10 protein-coding genes are annotated in these 23,917 nt (G+C 64.4%); 6 read left to right on the top strand and 4 right to left on the bottom strand.

Going from position 1 to position 23,917, the window contains the following annotated elements:
• Positions 1-25 precede the first annotated feature (25 nt).
• The 4 genes from KU43P_RS10730 to KU43P_RS10715 all read left to right on the top strand — a co-directional run bounded on the left by KU43P_RS10730 (position 26) and on the right by KU43P_RS10715 (position 14,692).
• Positions 26-10,567 carry a VCBS domain-containing protein gene (locus KU43P_RS10730; RefSeq protein ID WP_317662936.1) on the top strand — a complete coding sequence of 3,514 codons (10,542 nt, stop codon included), beginning with the start codon at positions 26-28 and terminating at the stop codon, positions 10,565-10,567.
• A 31-nt stretch (positions 10,568-10,598) separates the two neighbouring features.
• Positions 10,599-12,107, top strand: coding sequence for a TolC family protein (locus KU43P_RS10725; protein ID WP_317662934.1), 1,509 nt, complete (start codon positions 10,599-10,601; stop codon positions 12,105-12,107).
• 267 nt (positions 12,108-12,374) lie between these two features.
• Complete coding sequence (gene mrdA, locus KU43P_RS10720) at positions 12,375-14,261, top strand: penicillin-binding protein 2 (RefSeq protein ID WP_317662932.1); 1,887 nt, start codon at positions 12,375-12,377, stop codon at positions 14,259-14,261.
• 212 nt (positions 14,262-14,473) lie between these two features.
• Positions 14,474-14,692, top strand: coding sequence for a hypothetical protein (locus KU43P_RS10715; RefSeq protein WP_317662930.1), 219 nt, complete (start codon positions 14,474-14,476; stop codon positions 14,690-14,692).
• A 151-nt stretch (positions 14,693-14,843) separates the two neighbouring features.
• On the opposite strand, the gene arfB is transcribed toward KU43P_RS10715, so the two are convergent.
• From arfB to KU43P_RS10695, 4 genes are all read right to left on the bottom strand, one after another.
• Complete coding sequence (gene arfB / locus KU43P_RS10710) at positions 14,844-15,257, bottom strand: alternative ribosome rescue aminoacyl-tRNA hydrolase ArfB (RefSeq protein ID WP_317662928.1); 414 nt, start codon at positions 15,255-15,257, stop codon at positions 14,844-14,846.
• Positions 15,258-15,361: 104 nt separating this feature from the next.
• Complete coding sequence (locus tag KU43P_RS10705) at positions 15,362-18,520, bottom strand: CusA/CzcA family heavy metal efflux RND transporter (protein WP_317662926.1); 3,159 nt, start codon at positions 18,518-18,520, stop codon at positions 15,362-15,364.
• Between the two features lie 24 nt (positions 18,521-18,544).
• Entirely contained in the window at positions 18,545-19,792 is a 1,248-nt protein-coding gene (locus tag KU43P_RS10700) for an efflux RND transporter periplasmic adaptor subunit (RefSeq protein ID WP_317662924.1), read from the bottom strand.
• 68 nt (positions 19,793-19,860) lie between these two features.
• Positions 19,861-21,126, bottom strand: coding sequence for a TolC family protein (locus tag KU43P_RS10695; protein ID WP_317663773.1), 1,266 nt, complete (start codon positions 21,124-21,126; stop codon positions 19,861-19,863).
• 351 nt (positions 21,127-21,477) lie between these two features.
• Between KU43P_RS10695 and KU43P_RS10690 the strand changes: the two genes are divergently transcribed.
• Both KU43P_RS10690 and KU43P_RS10685 read left to right on the top strand, forming a co-directional pair.
• Complete coding sequence (locus KU43P_RS10690) at positions 21,478-22,821, top strand: OprD family porin (RefSeq protein WP_317662922.1); 1,344 nt, start codon at positions 21,478-21,480, stop codon at positions 22,819-22,821.
• Between the two features lie 247 nt (positions 22,822-23,068).
• Positions 23,069-23,743: a heavy metal response regulator transcription factor gene (locus tag KU43P_RS10685; RefSeq protein ID WP_317662920.1), complete on the top strand. Its 675-nt coding sequence runs from the start codon at positions 23,069-23,071 to the stop codon at positions 23,741-23,743.
• Positions 23,744-23,917 lie beyond the last annotated feature (174 nt).

The following is a 23,917-nucleotide window of genomic DNA, read 5'->3' as shown; positions in this document are numbered from 1 at the left end:
GTCTAATTTCTGAGCAGGTACGGACATGGACATCAACAGCAGAGCCGGCTTCGCCAAAGCCTTGCGCCCGAGGACACAAACGGTTGCCCTTGAGCAGCGCATATTGTTCGACGGGGCCGCTGCGACCGCCGTCGACCAGCAGCACCACAGCGACCCCAGCACTGCAGACGCCAAGGACAGTAGCCACCCCGCCCCCACTGCCAGCGAAGCGCAAACCACCGCGCAAGCGCCGGCGCCGCGCAACCTGGTGGTCATCGATGCGCGGCTGGAAAACCGCGACCAACTGGCCGCCAATCTGCCGGCCGGCACCACCGCGCTGGTGGTCGACCCCGGCCAGGATGCCATTGCGGCCATCAGCAATGCCTTGGCGCACCTGGGCAAGGTCGACTCCATTCAGGTGTTCTCCCATGGTGCCTCTGGCCAGTTCACCTTGGGCAACCAGGTATTCACCCGCCAGAGCGTGGAACAACTCGGCGAGCGCCTGAGCGCCTGGCGCGACGAACTCAACGCCGGCGCCGACATCCAGCTCTATGGCTGCGACGTGGGCACCGGCAGCGCCGGCCAGGCCCTGGTCAACGAACTGGCGCGCTGGACCGGCGCCGACGTCGGCGCGTCGAACAATGCCACCGGTAGCCAGCTGGCCGGCGGTGACTGGCGCCTTGAAGTGCGCAACGGCGATGTGGACAAGACCATCGCCCTGGCCGCCGCCACCCTCGACAACTTCCAGGGCCTGCTGGCCGATGCCAGCCCCACCGCCAGCCTGGGCAGCGGCGGCGCCGAAGTGCAGCTCGGCACCCAGTTCAACTTCACCGTGAGCTTCCGCAACCCCTCGACCCAGGAAGGCTATGCGCCCTTCCTCGACGTGTTCATGCCGGCCACCGGCCGTGACGGCAATGACGGTGCCAGCTTCGTTTCCGCCACCTACCTGGGGCAGGCGGTAAACAGCTTCGTCATCACCTTCGATGCCAACGGCAATGCCACCCACCCGTTGGCCAAGGATGCCACCGGCAAGGCTCTGGTGATCAACGCCGCCAGCGTCGGCATGAAGCCCGGCGACCAGATGGTGGTGCTGCAACTGCCCTACGCCAGCGTCACCAACGGCCAGCCGAGCATCGACATCCTGATCACCGGCCAACTCAGCAACCTGGCCGATACCAGCTACTCCAACGGCGCACCCAACCTCACCATCAACACCCGCGCCGGCTTCGAGTACGGCAACGACTCGGTGAACAACCCGGTCCAGGACCCCAGCCTGGTGGAAAGCGCGCTGCACAGTTTCGTGGTCACGCCGACGCTGCTGAAGATCACCCAAACGGTCAACATGCCCGAGGGCGAAACGGTCACCGGGCCGAACTTCACCCGCACCCAGACCGTTACCGTCACCCCCGCGCCCGGCCAGACCCTGACCAACGTCACCGTGACCCAGACCGTGCCCGACCAGGTGCACGTCAGTGCCATCACCCCCGGCCCTGGCGGCACCCTGACATCGGTTACCCTGCATGACGGCACGGTGCTCACCAGCCCTGCCGCCATCGCCCTGGCCCTGGCCAACCCCAATGCCTTCGTGGCCAGCTACGACATCCACTACGACACCCTGAGCGGCGCCAGCGAAACCCAGGTGAGCTTCTACGTGCCGGAGATCGATGCCAACGGCCGCCCGGTGATCGACCCGTCCACCGGCAACCCGGTGACCATCAACTTCGGCACCGCCAGCGTGACCGGTGACTGGAACCCGCTGGACCCCCGCGATCGCCCCACCGACCCGGACGGCTACCCGTTCAGCGAAACCGGCAACGGCCAGGGCATCACCTTCGTCGCCAAGTCGATCACCCTGCTCAAGCAGGTGAACCTGCAGAACGACGTCGGCACCCCGGGCCTCACGCCCGGCGACACCCTGCGCTACACCATGGACGTGGCCATCTCCGACTTCTTCGCCTTCGGCGAGAACATCCTCGAACAGGGCCAGTTCACCCTGACCGACCTGCTCAGCGACGGCCAGACCTTCGACCCGCGCAACCCGCCGACCCTGATCATCCAGCAGCATGGCGCGTCCCAGGCCATCGCCCTGGTCTACACCCAGACGGTAAATGCCGACGGCAGCACCACGCTGGTATTCGACATCGCCGAATCGATCCGCCGGGCCATCGCCGGCCCCGGTGTGGCAGCGCTGTTCGGCGACCTCTACGACGATAACCTGCAAGAAGGCGCCACCCGCCTGAGCATCGTCTACGAAGCGCTGATCGACACCACCTACACCTCCGACCACCCGCCCCACGACCAGCTCAACGAAGGCGACAGCGTCAGCAACAACGCCACGGTCAGCGCCACCGTGCTGCGCGATGCGCTCAACATGGGCGGGACCCAGACCGACGGCTCCAGCACCACCAGCACCATCGACACCTCCGCGGTGGATATCGAGCTGACCCAGGTCAACGGTGGCAACCCACCGGGCAACGGCGAGCTGCGCCCGGGCGATGTAGTGACCTTCACCATCAGCTACGACCTGTTGGTGGCCGATTACGAGAACTTCAAGCTCATCGCCTACCTGCCCTTGCCCTTGCTCGACGCCACCGGGATCAACTGGAGCTTCGGCAACGGGGTGGGCCAGTGGAGCTTCGGCAGCGGCAACAACATCCTCGATGTGCCCGACAGCGTCACCACCGGCCCGGGCAACTCGATCATCTTCAACTTCGGCAATTTCGCCTCCGGCGGCCTCAATGGCGGCACGGTGCAGGTGCGCTTCACCATGGTGGTCGGTGACCAGCCGTTCGCCGACCAGCGCGAACTCGACGTGCTGGCTCAATCGAGCCAGACCACCACCGTCGACAAGACCGTGCTGACCTCCTCCGATGTGGCGGTGATCGAGTCGGTTGCCGAACCTGTGCTGGATATCAAGCATGGCGTGGTGTCCAGCAGCAACGGCACGGTCACCGGCACCACCGGTAGCTGGACCGCCCCCGGCACCACGGGTGTGCCGTTCGGCGGCAGCGTGACCAGCCTGGCCGCCGTGGACGGCAACGTCACCGGTATCGACGGTGCCGATGCCTTGCGCCTGGCCACCGCGCTGAAGAACAGCGGCGGTGGCGGTGCCTTCGACGTGAGCACCAGCATCACCCTGCCCGCCGGCCTGTCGTTCGTCGGCGGCAGCCTGGCGGCGGCCAACCTGCAGATCTACCGCGGCGACGGCACCCTGCTGGTGGCCGGCACCGACTACAGCGTCAGCGGCAACACCATCACCTTCCTCGATGCCAACGGCCAGGCCACCTTGCTGGCCGGGCGCAGCGGCACCGCCAGCGACCTGTCCGGCGCCAACGTGGTGGTGATTACCTACGACGTCAGGGTCAGCAACGCCATCCTCGCCTCCAGCACCCTGCAGAGCACGGCGGCACTCACCAACTACGCCAGCGTCAACGGCGGCCAGGACTTCACCCCCACCGACCTGGTGGAGGTGGCCAACCAGCAGGTCGCGGCCCCCACCATCACCAAGACCTACAAGGACGGCAGCCTCACCAACGACGACTCCAGCGCCAGCCACACCACCGGCAGCAACCTGGTGATCGGCGAAAGCATCACCTACGACATCGTCGTCACCCTGCCCGAAGGCAGTACCGGCAGCCTGCGCATCAACGACCTGATCCCTCCGGGCCTGCGCCTGGACCCACGTTTCAACGGCAACCTGGGCTACCAGATCATCACCACCGTCGCCGGCAGTGGTGCGCTGGGGGCGAACTTCAATGGCGTGGTCACCGTCAACCCGGTGACCCTGGACGGCAGCGACGGCGCCGACCTGATGCTGGTGTTCGGCACTGCCGGCGCCAACGCCGACAACGTCACCGGCAACAACAGCTTCGTCATTCGCCTGGTGCTGGTGGCCAGCAACGTCATCGGCAACCAGCAGGGCACCACGCTCAACAATGGCGCCCAATTGGTCTACAGCGACCCCGACGGCGACACCCCGAACGGCACGGTAGCGGTAGACCGCAACCTCACCAGCGCCCAGCAACCCGGTGCGACCATCGTCGAACCGACCTTGACGGTGACCCAGCAGATCACCTCGACCCCGTCGTTCGGTGGCTTCGACCAGGGCGATACCGTGACCTTCACCATCACGGTGACCAACAACTCCGGCACCGATGCGTTCGACATCAGCCTGCTCGACAACCTGCCGACCGAGATCGACAACCTGGTCATCAGCGGCACCATTCAATACAGCGGTGGCGCCACCAACAACGGGGGCGTCGACTTCGTGATCAGCGGCGGCCGGCTGGTAACCGCCAACGGCGCCAACATCGACATTGCCAACGGTGGCCGGATCGTCATCACCCTCTCCGGGGTGGTCAATGCCACGGCGGCGGGTGAAGCCGCGATCACCAACAACGTGCAGGTGAACTGGAGCAGCCTGAACGGCATCAACAGTTCGGCCGACACCGCCAATGGCGAGCGCAACGGCGACAACGGCCTGCTCAACTCCGGCGTGCTCAACGACTACCGAGTGCTCAGTGCATTGCTGATCCCGGTCACCAACGGCATCCAGGTGTCCCGCGTGGGCGGCGTGACCGATACCCCGCCTGCAACCAATACCGGCGGCGCCACCGATACCAGCGGCCTGCTGGAAACCGTGGTGGTCGGTGAGATCGTCCGCTACCGGGTGGCAGTGCTGGTGCCGACCGGCGACAACCCCAACTACCAGATTCGCATCGAACTGGCGGCCGGGCTTGAGTTCATCCCCGCCGATTTCAACAGAATCCTGATCGCGATGGTATCGAGCAGCCTTGGCGGCCTGACCACCGACGCCGGCAACCTGGTCACCAGCGGCTCATCATTGTTCATGATCGGCAACCAGAACAGCGATGTGGCCCTGCCGATCCACGCCGACCTGAGCGGCACGACCCCGACGGGCGTCTTCGACAGCCAGAACGGTCGCCTGCAGATCACCCCCAACAGCGACGGCAGCCAGACGATCATTTTCGACCTCGGCAACCTGACCAACAACGAGGTCAACGACGGCGATATCGAAGGGGTGATCCTCGAGTTCAACGTGCGTGTCAGCAACGTGGCCGGCAACCAGGCCAACAGCCAGCTGGGCATGACCGTGTTCGAACACGTCGGCCCCAACGGCGGCGTCGATCGCGGCCGCAGCGACACGATCTTCGAGCGCGTTGTGGAGCCCAGCTTCACCAACATGGACAAGTCGGTCATCAACGTCACCCCCGGTGCCGGCACCACCAATGCCACGGTGTCGGTGAGCTTCACCCAGAACGGCGGCGTGCCCGCCTACGAGACCCACCTGGTCGACAAGTTCCCCAATGGCAGCAACTACCAGGTCCAGAGCATCGTGCTCAACGGCACCGCGCTGGACCTGGGCAACCTGCCCAGTGGCATCAGCTTCAGCCAGGGCACCGGCATCACCGTGGACTTCGCCCGCCTGGCGCCCAACGACACGGTGCAGGTGATTTACACCGTCACTCTGCCCAGCAACGCCAACATCGCCGACAACGCTGCCAGTGCCGCCGTGCTGACCTGGACCAGCCTGCCCAGCGATTTCGAAAGCACCGGCTGGGGCGGTTCGCTGCCCGCCACCGCCGGCAGCGCCACGGGTGAACGTACAGGCCAGGACGGCGCCAGCGGCCTGAACAACTACATCCTCAGCGATGGCGCCGGCATGGGCGTGATCAGGGGCACCTTGTGGGACGACACCCGCAGCGCCACCAACAGCGTCACCCCTGACGGGCCGGGCCTGGACGGCATCGGCGTGACCCTGACCTGGGCCGGCGACGACGGCCTGTTCGGCACCGGCGACGACCGCACGTTCACCACCATCACCGCCAATGGCGGCCTGTACCAGTTTGCCCTGTTGCCGTCCGGCAACTACCTGATTGCCGTGGACCAGACCCACCAGGCCACCCCCGGTGGCAACTTCCGTGTGCGTATCGATACCGACAGCGCTGCGGCGTTGGCAGGCCTTGGCAGCATCAATCTGAGCCTGGGCGAAGGCACCACCGGTACCGGCGACGCCGGTTACGTGCATATCAACGAAGCGCCGGTGAATACCGTTTCCGACCAGCATGGCCAGGAAGACACGGTACTGCACATCGGCGGCCTGGCGATCAGTGACGTGGACGTCAACGCCGGCACCGCCAATGGGGTCATGACCATCACCCTGAGCGTGGTGCATGGCGTGCTCTGGCAGACCACCACGCCCCCCGCCGCCACCGCCACGCCGCCCGCCGGGGCCGGCCGTACCCTCGTGCTGACCGGCACCCTGGCCCAGTTGAACGTGTTGCTGGGCCAGCTCTATTACAAGGGCGACCAGGACTTCAACACCTTCCGCAACCAGGAAACCCTGACCATGGTCACCAACGACCAGGGCAACTTCGGCGATGCGCCCGTCAACGGTGACGGCATCCCGGGGCAGAACCCGGCCGATGCGCTGACCGACACCGACGTCATGAACATCGTCATCGACCCGGTCAACGACGCCCCGGTGGCCGTCAACGACCTCGCCATCGCTGTCGAAGCCGGCGGCTTCAACAACGCCGACCCTGGGGTGAACCCCACGGGCAATGTGCTGGCCAACGACACCGATGTCGACATCCAGACCAACAACGACGTACTCACCGTCACCCACATTTCCAGTAACACCAACCCCACCGGCGTGCCGGTGGACGGCAGCCTGGCCACAGTGATTCAAGGGCGTTTCGGCACCCTGGTGATCAGGCCCAACGGCGGCTTCCAGTACATCGTCGACAATAGCAACCCGCAGGTACAGGCACTGCGTACCGCCGGCAACTTCGTCAGCGACTTCTTCAGCTACGACATCGTCGACAGCGGCGGCCTGACCAGCAGCGCGGTCCTGCAGATCAACATCCACGGCGCCAACGATACCCCGATCGCCAACGGCGACACCGATTCCGCCATGGAGGCCGGCGGCACCAACAACGGCACCCCGGGCCGGGACGCCACCGGCAACGTGCTGACCAACGACACCGACGTGGACTCGGTGGCGCTGGGCGAGACCAAGCAAGTCAACGCGGTGCGCTTCGACGGCCCAGGAGGCGGCCGGATCATTCCGGTCGCCAGCGGCCAGGCATCCAGCGTACTGGCCAACTTCGGCAACCTGACCATCAACGCCGATGGCAGCTATCGCTATGTGGTCGACAACAGCAACGCGGCCGTCCAGGCACTGTCGCCCGGCGATACGCTGGTCGAGCAGTTCACCTACCAGATGGTCGACGCCGGCGGGCTGAGTTCGGTGACCGTGCTGGTGATCACCATCCAGGGCGCCAACGATGCGCCGGTGGCCGTGGACGACCGCGGCACGGCCAGTGCTGGGGCCAGCGACGGCAGCCCGGCGCCGGTCAATGCCACCGGCAACGTGATCACCGGCAACGCCGGCATCGGGGCCGACACCGACGTCGACCGCCTCGACCAGCCGACCACCACCCAGCTCAAGGTGGACGGTGTGCGCAGCGGCCTGGAAAGCGCCGGTGGCACGCTCAGCCCGGTGGCCAACGGCGCCCCAGCAGCCATCACCGGTACCGTGGCCCGCCTGGCCGACAACAGCCTGATCAGCGGCAACTTCGGCCGACTGACCCTCAACGAAGACGGCACCTACACCTTCGTGGTCAACAGCGCCGACCCGGCGATTCGCGCGCTCACGACCGGGCAAAGCCTGAACGTGATCTTCACCTACCGCATCCACGACAGCGGCGGGCTGACCGACCAGGCACAACTGGTCATCACCGTTACCGGCGTCAATGACCCCCCCATCGTCAACCCGGTGCGCGTCGATGCCATCGAAGCCGGCGGCCTGAACAACGCCACCGCCGGCGTGAACCCCAGTGGCAGCATTCGTGGTTCGTACAGCGACCCGGATGGCGACACCTTGACCATCAGCTCGGTGGTCAGCCCGACCGGCACCAGCGCCACCCCTGGCCAGTCACTGGCCGGCAACTATGGCAGCCTGGTGCTCGACGCTCAGGGCAACTACCGCTACGTGGTGGACAACAGCAACAGCGCGGTGCAGGCCCTGCGCACCGACGCCGACCGGCTCACCGAGGTATTCCAGTACAGCGTCAGCGATGGCAAAGGCAAGGTCGTCACGGCCACCTTCACCGTAGTCATCCATGGCCGCAACGACACGCCCATTGCCGCCAATGACAACGCCATCGCCATCGAGGCCGGTGGCGTCAACAATGGCACTCCGGGCCAGACGGGCAGCGGCAACGCGCTGGTCAACGACCGCGATGTGGATGCCGGCGACAGCAAGTCGGTGGACGGCATCTACCTGGGCACCTTGGCCGCAGGCGGCACCTTCCTGCAGGTGAGCGCCGGCTCGACCGTGGTGGCCGGCACCTACGGCACCCTGAGCATCGATGCCAACGGCAACTACGTGTACACCGTCAACGACAGTCTGGCCGCCGTGCAGGCGCTCAAGGCCGGCGAACAGTTGCGCGAAACCTTCACCTACCGCATGCACGACACCGCTGGCGCCAGCTCCCAAGCGCAGATCAACATCACCATCGAAGGCCGCTACGACACGCCCGTGGCGCGTGATGACTTGGCCTACGCCGTGGCCGAGGACGATGACGGCAACAACGGCCGCAACCCCACCGGCAACGTGCTGAACAACGACACCGACGTGGATGCCAATGACACCAAGGTGGTCACCGCCGTGGGCGTGGGTGCAGAAAGCAGCAATCCAACCCTCGACCCCGTCACCGGCAGCACCACCGTCACCACCAACTACGGCACCCTGACCCTCAATGCCGACGGCAGCTACCGCTTCGTGGTCAACGCCAACGACCCGGACATCATTGCCCTGGGCCCGTTGGGCTTCGTCATCCAGAACTACACCTACCAGGTCACTGACGGCGGCGGGCTGAGCGACACCGCCACCCTGACCATCTTCATCCGCGGCGAAAACCAGCCTCCGATCGCCGGCCCCGACCAGGGCATGGCCGTGGAGGCTGGAGGGGTGAACAACAACATCCCCGGCAGCAACCCCAGCGGCAACGTGATGGACAACGACAGCGACCCGGATACGATCAACATCCTGTTCCCGGAAACCCTAGAAGTGCTGGCGTTCTGGAGCGGCAACGGCCCACTGCCCGGCAATGCCAGCCTGGTCGGGCAAACCCTGCGCGGCCAGTACGGCGACCTCACGCTGAACGCCGACGGCACCTGGAACTATGTGCTCGACAACAGCCTGCAAGCCGTCCAGGCCCTGCGCGTGAGCGGCCAGACCCTGGTCGACAACTTCACCTACCTGCTGAGCGATATCTGGGGCGGCACCGCCAACGGTTTGCTGAGCATCACCATCGACGGGCGCAACGACTACCCGCAGGCCCATGACGACACCGCCACGGCGGTGGAAGCCGGTGGCGTGAACAACGGCACCGCAGGGGTCGACCCGCGGGGCAACGTGCTCGACAACGACACCGACATAGACGGCACGCCATACGGCGAAACCAAGACGGTGGTGCAGTACACCGGCGAGAATGGCCGCACCGTCGGCGCCGGCCAGCTGCTCCAGGGCCTGTACGGCACGCTGCTGATCAATGCCGACGGCAGCTACCAATACGTCGTGGATAACAGCAACCCCACCGTGCAGGCCATGCGCAGCGCTGGCGAATCGCTGCGCGAAGTGTTCACCTACCGCATGCGCGATACGGCCGGCATCACCTCGGACGCCCGCCTGACCGTGACCATCCAGGGCGCCAACGACAACCCGGTGGCTCGCGACGACAGCAACACCGCCAGCGACCAGGTACCTGCGCCACACACCAGTGGCAACGTGTTGCCCAATGACAGCGACGTGGATGCTGGCGACGGCCTGACCGTGACCGGCATCCGCACCGGCCAGGAAAACGGCAGCGGCACGTCTGGGGTGATCGGCCAGCCCATCATCGGCAAATACGGCACCCTGGTGCTCAACGCCGACGGCAGCTACACCTACACCATCGACCTGAGCAACCGCGACGTACTGGCGGCGGCCGGCCTTGGCCAGGTGCTGCAGGACTTCTTCACCTACACCATCAGCGACCTCGCCGGCGCCACCGACCAGGCCCTGCTGACCATCACGCTGGATATTTCCACCCCGTACATTCCGCCAGGGCCGTACGTCGACCGCGACAACCAGGCCGGCACCGGGACGTTGCCCTTGCCGGACGTGTCACCGGCGATCTTCGTCGCGCCGGTGGTGGAGCGGGTCAACCAGGCCCTGACCCTGTCCGCCTGGGACGCAGACGGCAGCAATGTGCAGCTGTTCGCCACCCCCGAGATCGAAAGCCAGTCGCTTGGCAGCCAGCTGGGCCAGGTCAATGGCCAGTTCGTCGCCCGCGCGGTGGCCGAAAGCAGGCTCGGCAGTGCCGAGGACAAGAACTGGGTCGACGGCCGCCACGGCGTCATCAGCCTCAGCGCTGACGGCCTGTTGCCGGACCCTTCGCTGTGGGCACCTTTCCAGGCCGACATGGTACCGGCCGCCGAAGAGCCCCCACAGCCCGCACACGGCTTCCGTGCGCAACTGCGTGAAGCCGCCCAGCGCCGCGGCAGCAACGCGCCATGATGCCTATTCACGGATGGACCAAGGACTGCCTATGCCAGTATCCACATTGAAAAGCCTGAGCACCTTCACTGCCGTCAGCGTCCTGCTCAGCGCCTGCTCGGCCTTCGAGCCCAAGCCCTACAGCGAAGATGAAATGCGCCAGCGGGTGATCGAGGACCAGGCGCGGATGTACAAGGAGCAAGAGCCGGTCAACGGCCCTATCACCTTCTACGAAGCCTCGGCACGGGCCTTGAAGTACAACCTCGACTACCGCCTGAAGCTGCTGGAAAGCGCCCTGGCCTCGGACCTGCGCGACGTCTCCAGCCACGAGATGCTGCCGCGCCTGGTCGCCTCCGCCGGCTACGCCGGGCGCAACAACGATTCCGGCGGCACCTCGATCGGCATCGAGGACCGCCAGGTCAGCTTGCGCCCTTCCACCTCCGAAGAGCGCTACCGCACCCTGTACAGCCTCGGGCTGTCCTGGAGCCTGCTGGACTTCGGCGTTGCCTACTTCCGCACGCAGCAGAAGAACGACCAGATCCTGATGGCCGAGGAGCGCCGTGAGAAGGTTGCGCAGAATGTGCTGCAGGACGTGCGCAATGCCTACTGGCGTGCCCTGGGTGCCCAGCGCCTGCTGCCGGAAGTGGACGGCCTGCTGATGCGCACCCACCGCGCCCTGACCTCGGCCCGTGAAGCCGAGGGCAAGGGCCTGCTGCCGCGCCAGGACATCCTGGCCTACCAGCGCGCCCTGCTCGACTCGGTGTACATGCTCACCGTGCGCCGCCAGGACCTTGAGTTCGCCCGCGCCGAACTGGCCGCACTGATGTCGCTGCCGCCCAATACCCGCATGGTGCTGGCCGATACCGCCGAACCACCGCTGCCGATGTTGACCAGCAATGTCGAGCAGTTGGAGCGCCTGTCGCTGGAGCGCCGCCCGGAAATCATGGAAGAGTGGTACCGCAAGCGCGTGAGCATGAACGACCTGAAGATCGCCAAGGCCCAGCTGTGGCCGAACGTGAGTTTCAACTACGGCTACGAGTACGATTCCAACAAGTACCTGTACAACAGCGACTGGAACCAGACCGGCATCAACGTCTCGATGAACCTGCTGCGCCTGCTGCAGTACCCGGACATCACCGCGGCGGAAAAGAGCCAGGAAAAGACCGACGACATGCGCCGTACCGCGTTGTCCATGGCGATTCTCACCCAGGTTCGCGTGGGCCTGCTGCGCTATCAGCTCGCCCGCCAGGAAGTGGAATTCGCCGACGAAAGCCTGCGCGTGGACCAGAGCCTGCTCAACTACGCCCAGTCCTCGCGCAAAGCCGCGCTGGGCAGCGAGCTGGAGCTGATCCGCGCCGAAGGCCGCATGCTGCTGTCGCGCTACCAGCGCGAGGCCGCCTACTCCGACGCCCAGGCGGCCTGGGGGCGGCTGTACAACTCGATCGGCTTCGCGGTGATGCCCAAGGAAATCGAACAGCATGATGTTAAAACTCTGGCACGGGAGATCGAACGCACGGTGGAGCAACAGACCCAGGACAACCTGCTGGCTGCAGGCAAGTGAAACCGAAGGCGCATGAACAAATCTTCATATACGCCGCGAGTGCCCTGATAACGGGGTGAAACGCCATGCGCCGGAGACCGTGCGTCGGCCCTCGCCTTGAGGGCAGGCGCCGGTGGGCGTAGCATCGCCGCCCCGCATGCTTGTGGGAGCCGGCTTGCCGGCGATTCGGGTGCATGGCACTCGTCTACATCCATGTTGGCTGGCCTGGCGTATTCGCCGGCAAGCCGGCTCCCACAGGTTTCGCGTTCAGCCGACACACCATCGCCCATGCCCCAACCGATCCCCCTCAAGGACCACGAAAAGGAAAAGCACCTGGTCAACCGCCGGCTCCTGGCCTGCGCTGCCCTGGTCTTCAGCCTGGTCGCCGTCCTCGTCGGCCGGCTCTATGTGCTGCAGGTGCTGCAACACGACCAGCAGACCGCGGTATCGGAAAACAACCGCGTGCACGTGCTGCCCATCGCCCCCGAGCGCGGGCTGATCTACGATCGCAACGGCGTGGTGCTGGCCGACAACAAGCCCAGCTTCGACCTGACCATGACCCGCGAGCGCGCCGGCGATTCGGCCAAGGTGCTCGATACCCTGGCCGAAGTCCTGGGTCTTGGCGAGGATGACCGCAAACAGTTCGACAAGGACCTGCGCCGTGGCCGCAAGCCGTTCGAACCGGTGACCCTGATGGTCGGCCTGACCGAGGAGCAGATCGCCCTGGTGGCGGTCAACCAGTTCCGCCTGCCGGGCCTGGACGTGGAGCCGCAGTTCATCCGCGAATATCCCCTGGCCGAGCACTTCGCCCATTCGGTGGGTTACGTTGGGCGCATCAACGAAAAAGAAGCCAAGACCCTCGACAGCACCGAGTACCGCGGCACCCAGTCGATCGGCAAGACCGGTATCGAGCACTTCTACGAAAGCCAGCTGCACGGCCATGTGGGCTACGAGGAAGTCGAGACCAATGCCCAGGGCCGGGTCATGCGCGTGCTCAACCATCAGGACCCGATCCCCGGCAAGGACATCATCCTCAGCCTCGACAGCCACCTGCAGGTGGCCGCCGAGAAGGCCCTGGGCGACCGCCGTGGTGCGGTGGTGGTGCTCGACCCGGCCAACGGCGACGTGCTGGCGATGGTCAGCAACCCCAGCTTCGACCCCAACCTGTTCGTCAAGGGCATCAGCTTCAAGCAGTACGCCGCCCTGCGCGACTCGATCGACCGCCCCCTGTTCAACCGCGTGCTGCGCGGCCTGTATGCGCCGGGTTCGACGGTAAAACCGGAAGTGGCCATTGCCGGCCTCGACAGCGGCGTGATCACGCCTGGCAGCCGGGTGTTCGACCCGGGCTACTACGAGCTGCCCAACTACGACCACAAGTACCGCAACTGGAACCACAGCGGCGATGGCTGGGTGGACATGTACACCGCCATCATGCGTTCCAACGACACCTACTTCTACGACCTGGCGCACAAGCTGGGCATCGACCGCCTGCACGACTACATGGCCGAGTTCGGCCTGGGGCAAAAGGTCTCGCTGGACATGAACGAAGAGGCCGCCGGGCTCATGCCTTCGGCCCAATGGAAGCGGGCCACCCGGCGTCAGGCCTGGTTCCCCGGCGAGACGCTGATCCTCGGCATCGGCCAGGGCTACATGCAGGTCACCCCGCTGCAACTGGCCCAGGCCACCAGCCTGCTGGCCAGCAAGGGCGCGTGGCACCGCCCGCACCTGGCGATGACGGTGGGCGGCGAAACGCCGGTCGACCCCAATCCGATGCCCGACATCGTACTGCACGACCGGCACGCCTGGGACCAGGTCAACCAGGGGATGCAGATGGTCATGCACGACCCGCGCGGCATCGCTCGCGCCGCCGCTGCCGGGGCCCAGTACCGGATTGCCGGCAAGAGCGGCACGGCGCAGGTGGTGGCGATCAAGCAGGGCGAGCGCTACAACCGCAACAAAACCCTCGAACGCCACCGTGACAACGCCCTGTTCGTCGGCTTCGCCCCGGCCGATCACCCCAGCGTGGTGGTGGCGGTGATGATCGAGAACGGCGAGGCCGGCGGCCGGGTCGCCGGGCCGGTGGTGCGGGAAGTGATGGATGCCTACCTGCTGGATGAACAGGGGCATCTGAAGCCGCAGTATGCCGGGGTGCCCAAGGGAGTGCCGCATACCTAGGGCTGCGTGGCAGCCCATCGCCGGCAAGCCGGCTCCCACAGGATGGGCTGCCCCAGGAAGTTCGACGCCAATCCAAGCCTCGGGGGCAGTGCCAATGGCGAACGTTGCAGGATTGTAATGATTGCCTCACCTTCCCGTTAGCTTCGCGTTCCTAAACTACCAGACAACAAAGGCCGCGCATCTGGCAGGCCTGGTAGACACCGAGGCTTGATATGAAACATTTGAAATCTTTCGCCCTTGGCAGCGTGCTGTTTGCACTCATGGGTAGCGCCTATGCCGAAGGCGGTCATGAGCGCGCGGTTCAATTCAATGAAAACTTCCGGGCGGAGCAGGCGCGCTTGTGGAGCGACGACTCGTTCGATCAGAACACACAGCAAGTTGCCCAGCAGCAGAAAGCACGCAAGGGTGATCAGGAACAAGCCGATAACTGATCGGCGCCACAAGGACTTCACATGAAGCACCCCCCGCGACAAGAAAGCCAGGCATTGCCTGGCTTTCTTCGTTTCGGCCCATTCACTGGTTGTTGTTGATGCATCCCTTTCGAAAGGCACATGCAAAAGCCTGCAACCTGTGTTGCGGGTTTTAGAACTCCACTTTGCCCCGACCTGCCTTGACAGTGCTGCGCCTGGCTTTTCCTTCGAGGCGGCGGGTCTTGGAGCCTAGGGTCGGCTTGGTAGGACGGCGTTTCTTCTCGGTCTTGCCGGCAGCGATGATCAACTCGGCAAGACGCGCCAGCGCGTCAGCGCGGTTCTGCTCCTGGGTCCGGTACTGTTGGGCCTTGATGATCAACACGCCGTCGCCGGTGATGCGACTGTCACGCAGCGCCAGCAGCCGCTCCTTGTAAAACGCGGGCAGCATTGATGCGCGAATGTCGAAGCGCAGGTGCACGGCGCTGGACACCTTGTTGACATTCTGCCCACCCGCGCCTTGCGCGCGGATGTACGTCAGTTCGATGTCGGCATCTGGCAGATGCACGTTGTCAGAGATGGTCAGCATGGCAAGGCCCTTGTGATTGCTCTCCATTATCACAGCCTTTGCGTTCGGCCACAGAACAAAACACGTTTGACCCCCACCACACTGACCGCGACGCCCTACATCGACTATCCGTTCAGCGCTTGATCGCCGTCGTCGTCCCTGCGATGGGCCCAGTGATAGAGCGCAGGCAGCACCAGCAAGGTCAGCGCGGTGGAAGACAGGATCCCGCCGATCACCACGGTCGCCAGCGGTCGTTGGACTTCCGCACCCGTACCGGTCGCCAGGGCCATCGGAATGAAGCCCAGGGAAGCTACCAGGGCGGTCATCAGCACCGGGCGCAGTCGGGCCAGTGCACCCTCGTCCACCGCCTGCCTGAGGGTGCGCCCTTCCTCGCGCAGCAAACGGATGAAGGCAATCATCACCAGGCCGTTGAGTACCGCCACCCCGGACAGCGCAATGAAGCCAACGCCTGCCGAGATCGACAGCGGGATGTCGCGAAGCCACAGCGCCACGACACCACCGGTCAGCGCGAACGGAATCCCGGTGAAGACCAGCAGGCCGTCCTTGAGGTTGTTGAACATCAAGAACAACAAGGTCATGACCAGCAGCAAGGCCACCGGCACGACGATCTGCAGGCGTTCGGCGGCCGATTGCAGCTGCTCGAACTGGCCGCCCCAGGTGGTCCAGTAACCGGCAGGAACCTGTACGCGGGTGGCCAGGGCCTGGCTCGCCTCGTCGACGAACGAACCCAGGTCACGGCCGCGCACGTTGGCACTGACCACCACCACGCGCTTGCCGTTCTCGCGGCTGATCTGGTTGGGGCCCAGCTCCAGGTCCAGGCGGGCCACCTGGGACAAGGGAATGAAGCCGATCTGCTCGGCCCCGAGCGCCGGGTTCGCGGGCACCGGGATCAGCAGGCCCGACAGCCCGGCGACGTCGGTGCGCAGGGTCTCGGACAGGCGCACCACCATGTCGAAGCGACGGTCGCCTTCATACAGCGTGCCGGCCTGGCGACCACCCACCGCGATCGCCACGGCATCTTGTACGGCGCCAATGTTCAGGCCGTAGCGCGCGGCTTTTTCACGGTCGATGTTGATGGTCAGAACAGGCAGGCCCGTGGTCTGCTCGACCTTCACCTCGGACGCCCCCTGGACACCCTGCAATGCCGTGGCGATCTTCGCGGCGGTACGGTTCAGCACGTCCATGTCGTCGCCGTAGACCTTGACCGCGACGTCGCTGCGTACACCGGAAATCAGTTCGTTGAAGCGCAGCTGGATCGGCTGAGACAACTCGTAGTTGCTCCCAGGCACGCTGGCGGCGGCCTTCTGCACCTCTTCGATCAGTTCGTCACGCGATCTGTCCGGGTCCGGCCACTGCGCCTTGGGCTTGAGCATGATGTAAGCGTCGGAAATGTTCGGTGGCATCGGGTCGGAGGCGATTTCCGCAGTACCGGTACGGGCGAACACGCGCTCCACCTCCGGCACCTTTTCCATCACCGCCTTTTCCAGGCGCTGCTGCATGTCCACCGACTGGGTCAGGCTGGTGCCGGGAACCCGCAAGGCCTGCAGGGCGAAGTCGCCCTCGCTCAGGCTCGGAATGAACTCGCTGCCCATGCGGCTGGCGAGCACACCGCTGAGCACCACCACGGTGACCGCCGCCGAGAAGGCGAGGTTGCGGTGTTCCAGCACCCATTGCAGGACAGGCTGGTAGCGCTGGCGCGCGTGGCGCATGACCACGCCCTCTTCTTCCTTGACCTTGCCCGTGACGAACATGGCGATCGCCGCCGGGACGAAAGTGACGGAGAGGATCATCGCGCCCAGCAGCGCCATCACCACGGTGAAGGCCATGGGGTGGAACATCTTGCCCTCGACCCCGGTGAGGGCGAAGATCGGCAGGTACACCACCATGATGATCAACTGGCCAAAGATCAGTGGCCGACGCGCTTCACGCGCTGCGGCGAAGACCTCGTGGAAACGCTCGGCCCGGGTGAGCAAGCGCCCGTGCTTGTGCTGCGCCTGGGCCAGTCGGCGGATCGCGTTCTCCACGATCACCACGGCGCCGTCGACGATGATGCCGAAGTCCAGCGCCCCCAGGCTCATCAAGTTGGCACTGACCTTGTTGTGGAACATGCCGGTAAACGTGAACAGCATGGACAGCGGGATCACCATCGCGGTGATCAGCGCCGCACGGATGTTGCCCAGGAACAGGAACAGGATGGCGATGACCAGGATCGCCCCTTCGATGAGGTTCTTCTTGACCGTCGCAATGGCTTTTTCGACCAGATGGGTCCGGTCGTAGACCGTGATCGCGACTACCCCCTTGGGCAGCGTGCGGTTGATTTCCTCAAGCTTGGCAGCGACCGCCTGGGACACGCTCCGGCTGTTCTCGCCGATCAGCATGAACACGGTCCCCAGCACCACCTCACGGCCATTCTCGGTAGCGGCGCCGGAGCGCAGCTCTTTACCGATGCTGACTTCGGCGACATGGCTGATGCGAATCGGCGCCCCAGCGACGCTGGTGATCACGATGTTGGCGATATCTTCGACACTGCCCAGCTGGCCAGGCGCGCGGATCAGCAACTGCTCGCCACTGCGCTCCACGTAGCCGGCGCCGACGTTGGCATTGTTGCTTTCCAGGGCCGCGACCAGGTCATTGAGGGTCAGCTTGTAGGTCGCCAGGCGCTTGAGGTCAGGTGCGATGTGATACTGCTTGGCATAGCCACCGATGGTGTTGATCTCGGCCACACCGGGGACGTTGCGCAACTGCGGCTTGATGATCCAGTCCTGGATCACCCGCAGGTCGGTGGGCGTGTAGGGCGTGCCGTCCTCCTTGACTGCGCCGTCTTCAGCCTCGACCGTCCACAGGAAGATCTCGCCAAGCCCGGTGGAGATGGGCCCCATGACCGCCTCCACACCCTCTGGCAGCTGCGCCTTGGCAACCTGAAGCCGCTCGTTGACCAGTTGGCGGGCAAAGAAGATGTCAGTGCCGTCCTCGAAGATCACGGTGACCTGCGAAAGGCCGGCGCGAGACAGCGAACGGGTTTGCTTGAGGCCCGGCAGGCCGGCCATGGCCGTTTCGACCGCGAAGGTGATCCGCTGCTCGGTTTCCAGCGGCGTATAGCCCGGGGCGGCCGCGTTGATCTGGACCTGCACGTTGGTGATATCGGGTACCGCGTCGATCGGCAGCTTCTGGTAGCTGTAGATGCCGATGCCGGCCATGATCAGCACGGCGATCATGACCACGATGCGCTGCTCGATGGCAAATCTGATGAGACGTTCAAACATGGCAAATCATCCTGTCGGTGCGCATCAGTGACTGTGCTCGGCCGTGGCCTTGCCCAGCTCGGACTTGAGCGTGAAGCTGCCGCTGGCTGCCACCCGGTCACCGGACTTCACGCCATCGGTCACCTCCACATAGCCACCGTCACGGCGGCCAAGCTTTACCGGCCGGGTATCGAAGCCCTCGGCGGTGCGCACGAACACCGAAGGCTGCTCCTCGACGGTCTGCACAGCGGCCTCCGGGACGGCCACGGCAACCCGATCGCTGCGTGAGGTGACCGCGATGTTCACGAACAAGCCCGGGCGCCAGGCGCCATTGGGGTTGGTCAGGGTGACGCGGACGGTCGCCGCACGGTTCTGCTCACCGAGCAGGCTGCCGACGTAGCCGACCTTGCCGTCGACCTCGGCATTCATGTCGGGGGACGACACCTTCACCGCCCGGCCGGTCACCACCTTGCCCAGGTCGGCCGGTGGCACCGCGAAGGTCGCCCATACCTGGTTGAGGTCAGAAAGAATGAACGCGTTGGTCGCCTCGCTGACCACCTCGCCGACAGTCAGGTGCTTTTCCACGATCACCGCGTCGAAGGGAGCGCGCAGCTCGTAGCGGTTACCGCCAACGGCGTTGACCGACGCCCCGATCGCGCCAACCTTCTGCCTGGCGTTGGCCAGGGCGATCTCGGCCTCCTGCAGCGCTTGGCGCGCCTGGAGGTAGTCCTGCTCGGCAGAGATCTTGTCCTGCCACAGCTGCTTCTCACGCTCGAAGGTCACCCGCGCCAGCTCCACGCGGCGCTGGGCGGCTTGTTGCTCACTGCGCAGGTCAGAGATCTGCTGGCTGGCGATCACGGCAAGGATCTGCCCCTTCTTCACCGCTTCGCCGAGGTTGGCATGAACGCTTTCGACGACGCCGGGGACCCGAGGGACCACGTGGGCGGTACGGTCCTCGTCGAAACGGATCTCGCCTGGGAAGGTCACGACGGTGCCAAGCTCGCGCGCTGCTGCCGTTGCCAGCACGACACCGGCGGCCTTGATCTGTTCGGCGCTGAGGGTCAGCTTGCCCTCCTCGCCATGGCCCTCTTCTGCGTGGCCTTGCTCACCATGGTTCTCATCGCCTTCCCCTCTGGTGGCTGATGCGGCTTGCTTGTCATGCCCGTGGTCATCGTCTGCACCGTGCTCGGCATGACCGGATGCCTGCTCGGAACCGGCGTTCCAGGCGAGGCTGCCAAAGCCGAGGGCTGCCACTGCGACTACCGCCAGGGCGATCCTGCGTTTGTTATCCATTGCTGCTCCTGCTGATCGTTGACCGCGGCGTGTTCAATGCCGCGTGCCGAAGAATGTGTCTGGGCCGCTCAGCGCACGTCGACAGCTGTGCCCAGGTCGCCGTACACCCGCTCCAGCTGCGCGCGCGCATTGGTCGCCGCTGCCAGCGACTCGAGGTACTGGCCCCGCGCAACGATCAAGGTGCGCTGGGCATCGAGCACCTCGATGAAGCCGAACTTGCCCATCTCAAAGCCGCGGGTCGCGGTGTCCACGGCCCGTTGAGCCGACGGCAGAATGGTCTTGTCGTAGGACTCGACTTCCTGCATGGCGGTGGACCACTGGTTCAGCGCGGTCTGGGTTTCGCTGCGCAGCCGCAGCTCCACCGCGTTGCGCAGGTCGCGTGCCTGATCGGCACGGCGCGAAGCGGACAGGATGTTGCCCTGGTTACGGTCGAACAGAGGCAGGGGCATGGAGAGGCCCACGACATTGACTCGCTCGCGCACGGAGCGGTCGTACTGGCTACCCACACTCACCGTGAGGTTGGGGATACGTTGGGCTTTTTCCGAACCCAACGCGGCATCGCTCTGATCGATCTGCGCCACCGCCTGGCGCATCTCTGCGGTCTGCTCGAGCCTGGACAGCAGCGCGTCAGTCGCCGGCGGCTTACCGGGGGACAGGCTCGGCGAATCCAGGCGGTCGAACACGGTGACCGGGCTTCCCGTAACCTGGGCCAGGTGCTGGTAGGCGGTGGTTTTCTCGGTTTCGCCACGGCGCATCTGCAACTGGGCTTCGGCCAGCTGCACCTGGGCACGGGTAGCCTCCACCGGCGAGGATTTACCCGCGCGCACGCGGCCCTCGACGATGCGCAGGCCGCGCTCGGTCAATTCGAGGGATTGGCTGGCCAGGTCCAGGCCAGTCTGGGCGCGCAGGGCCGCGTAGAACGCCTGCACGACATCGGCACGCAGGGCGTTCACACGCCGGTCAAGCTCCAGCTGCGCCACGGACTGGCCGAAGGTGGCGACCTCGATTCGGGCGCTGCGCTTGCCGCCAAGCTCCAAGGGCTGGCTGAGCGTCACGGTGGTCGTGCTGTTGTCGCGGTCGGTGTCTTCCATCTCATAGGAAATTTCGGGGTTGGGAATGACCCCAGCCTGCGCGCGCGCACCTTGCGCGATGCCGATCTCCTGCCTGGCAGCCGCCAGGTCGGGGTTGGCAGACATTGCCGTCGACAGCGCCTGGGGCAAGCTGATGCCCTGGGCAAAGGCTGCCGGCGCCATCAACCCGCAGATGGCCGCACACAAGGCGGCGACCTTCCAGGCAGCGCATTTTGAAAAGACATTGCGGTGATACCCGGGCACTTTCACGGTCCTCGTGCGCAAACTTCGATCACGCTTGGCGAGCACGTCGCAACCACTGCCAAGCCCCACTGGAAAAAGTGCTGGCACTCTAATCAGCGGTAGCTATCAGCGCGGTGGCGCGAAAATTACAATCTCGTTAGAAACCCGTGAAGTGGCTGGAGTAGCTGAACTCACTGCATCGCCCCGCGGCCGATCGATGACGAAATTGTCATTATCCGATCACCCTCCCGTTATCTTCGACCTGCAACTATGCGCCGGGCGCTCAGCCAGAGGCGCTGCCGGGGATCGATAACTACGCCCCCCGCATCGACATCACATAATAAAAGCCGCCAGGACTCGAAGGAGCATCGAATGAGCACTCAGGCAACCCTTTGTTTGGCTGCAGTTTTTGCATTTTCCGGCAGTTTCGTTATTTCGGCCCACGCCGAAGACAAACCGCAAGGGTTCATTGAAGGCAGCCGCTTCACTGTGCTCAATCGCAACTTCTATTTCAATCGCGACAACCGAGACAGTTCCGCCCCCACCTATAACAGTGGCAAAGGCAACAGCAACGGTTATTCCGAAGCCTGGGCCCAGGCCATCATCAGCACGTTCAACTCCGGCTTCACCCAGGGCACGGTCGGCGTAGGTGTGGATGCCTTCGCCATGATCGGCATCAAGCTCGACACCGGCGAGGGACGCAACGGCGGGCGCAGCTCATTCGACGTGTTGCCCGTCGCCAGCGACGGCGAAGCACGCGACGAATACACCAAGATCGGTGCCGCCGCCAAGGTGCGCTTGTTCGATACCATCGTGAGGGTGGGTGACGTCTTCCCGGCAAACCCGGTCGTTGCCTCGGGCGATTCGCGACTGCTGCCCGAAAGCTTTCGCGGCGTGACGGTCGAGAACACCAGCGTCCAGGGCCTCACCTTGCAGGGTGGCCGGCTACACGCCATGAGCCAGCCGGTCTCCAGCAACCTCGACGACAACTTCGAGACCTTCTATGCCGGGCCGGTCAACTCGCCCTGGATCGGTTACGGCGGCGGTGACTATCAGGTCAACGACAACTTCACCGTGAGCCTGTACGCCAGCCAGTTGAAAGACGCCTGGAATCAGTACTATGCGGGTACCAGCATGGCCTATCCGCTGAGCGACGAACTGGCGCTGATCGGCGGCTTCAACCTCTACAAGGCCGTCGATGAGGGCAAGCAGCGCCTGGGCGAGTTCGACAACGACATCTGGAGTGCCAAGCTGGGCGTGCAGTACGGGGCGCACACCCTGGCACTGTCGCACCAGCGCAACACCGGCGACGACGATTTCGACTACCTGCGTCAGTCGGACTCGATCTTCCTCGACAACTCGATCCAGTACAGCGACTTCAACTCGCCGAACGAACGTTCCTGGATGCTGCGTTACGACTTGAACATGACCCACTACGGCATCCCCGGCTTGTCGTTCATGACCCGCTATGCCAGGGGTTCCGACGCCGACTACTCGAACGCCAACCCGATCTACATGCGCACCGACGAGAACGGCAATCCGCTAACCGATCAGAAACGTTGGGAGCGAGATGTCGAAGTGAAGTACACCGTGCAGACCGGCGCGGCGAAAGACCTGTCATTCCGGGTGCGCCAGGCAACTACCCGAGCCACGGCATTCGAATCGGACCTCGATGAAGTTCGCTTGATCGTCGAATATCCACTTTCGATACGTTGACAACCCTTTTCGAACTACTAAATTCACGCATTCACCTCCTGTGCTCCTTTGGTTATAAGGTGGATATTTTGGCGCCCTCTGGGCGCTTTTTTTTGCGCCAAGAATAAACCCCAAACTATCAAACCCATTACCCGCGCATTACAAATACGTTATTCAAGCTTCCGCCAAAGCTTTTTGATTTCCTCATTTCAACAATACACCTGCGCGTGCGCGGCTCATTGCCCCGTGATATCGAGACAATACCCCAATGCGGATTCTGGTAATCGAAGATGAAGTAAAAACCGCGGCCTATGTGCGCCAAGGTCTTACAGAATGCGGCTATGTCGTGGATTGCGTTCACAGTGGGTCAGATGGTGTGTACCTGGCCGAACAACATGAGTACGAGGTCATCGTCCTCGACATCAACCTGCCCGAGATGGATGGCTGGCAAGTGCTCGAACGGTTGAAGCGACACGCTTGCCCTGCTCGCATCCTGATCCTCACGGCGCGCAGCCGTCTGGCCGACAAGGTCAGGGGCTTGGAGCACGGTGCCGATGACTACCTGATCAAGCCGTTCGAGTTCCCGGAGTTGCTGGCCCGGGTGCGCGCGCTCATGCGCAGGTCCGATCACAGCGCATCCGTGGAGATCATCCGGGTCGCCGACCTGGAACTCGACCAGGGCCGCCACCGAGCCTTCAGGGACGGCCAGCGCATCGACCTGACGACCAAGGAGTTCGCCTTGCTGCATTACCTGATGCGCCATGCAGGCGTGGTGTTGAGCCGCACGCAGATCATCGCCCAAGTCTGGGACATGAACTTCGACTGCGACACCAACGTCGTCGAGGTCTCGATTCGCAGGCTGCGAGCGAAGATTGACGAGCCTTTCGACGCCAGGCTCATCCACACGCGCCGAGGTGTCGGGTACGTCCTGGAAGAGCGATGAAGCCAGCACGGCGCGGCAAATAGGCCGCTCCCCGCCCTCAAGGGAAACACTAACGTTTCAAAATGCTACAACTGCGGGCAGCGTCGTTGAATTTTTCATCCCTTTCCGCATTCCGTGCACGCTCCTGTTTTTTATTTAAATCCTTTGTATTCAACAAGTTATCAATTATTTCAG

The organism is Pseudomonas sp. KU43P (assembly GCF_033095865.1).
Taxonomy (GTDB): domain Bacteria; phylum Pseudomonadota; class Gammaproteobacteria; order Pseudomonadales; family Pseudomonadaceae; genus Aquipseudomonas.
This window is presented reverse-complemented; position numbering and strand designations above follow the sequence as displayed.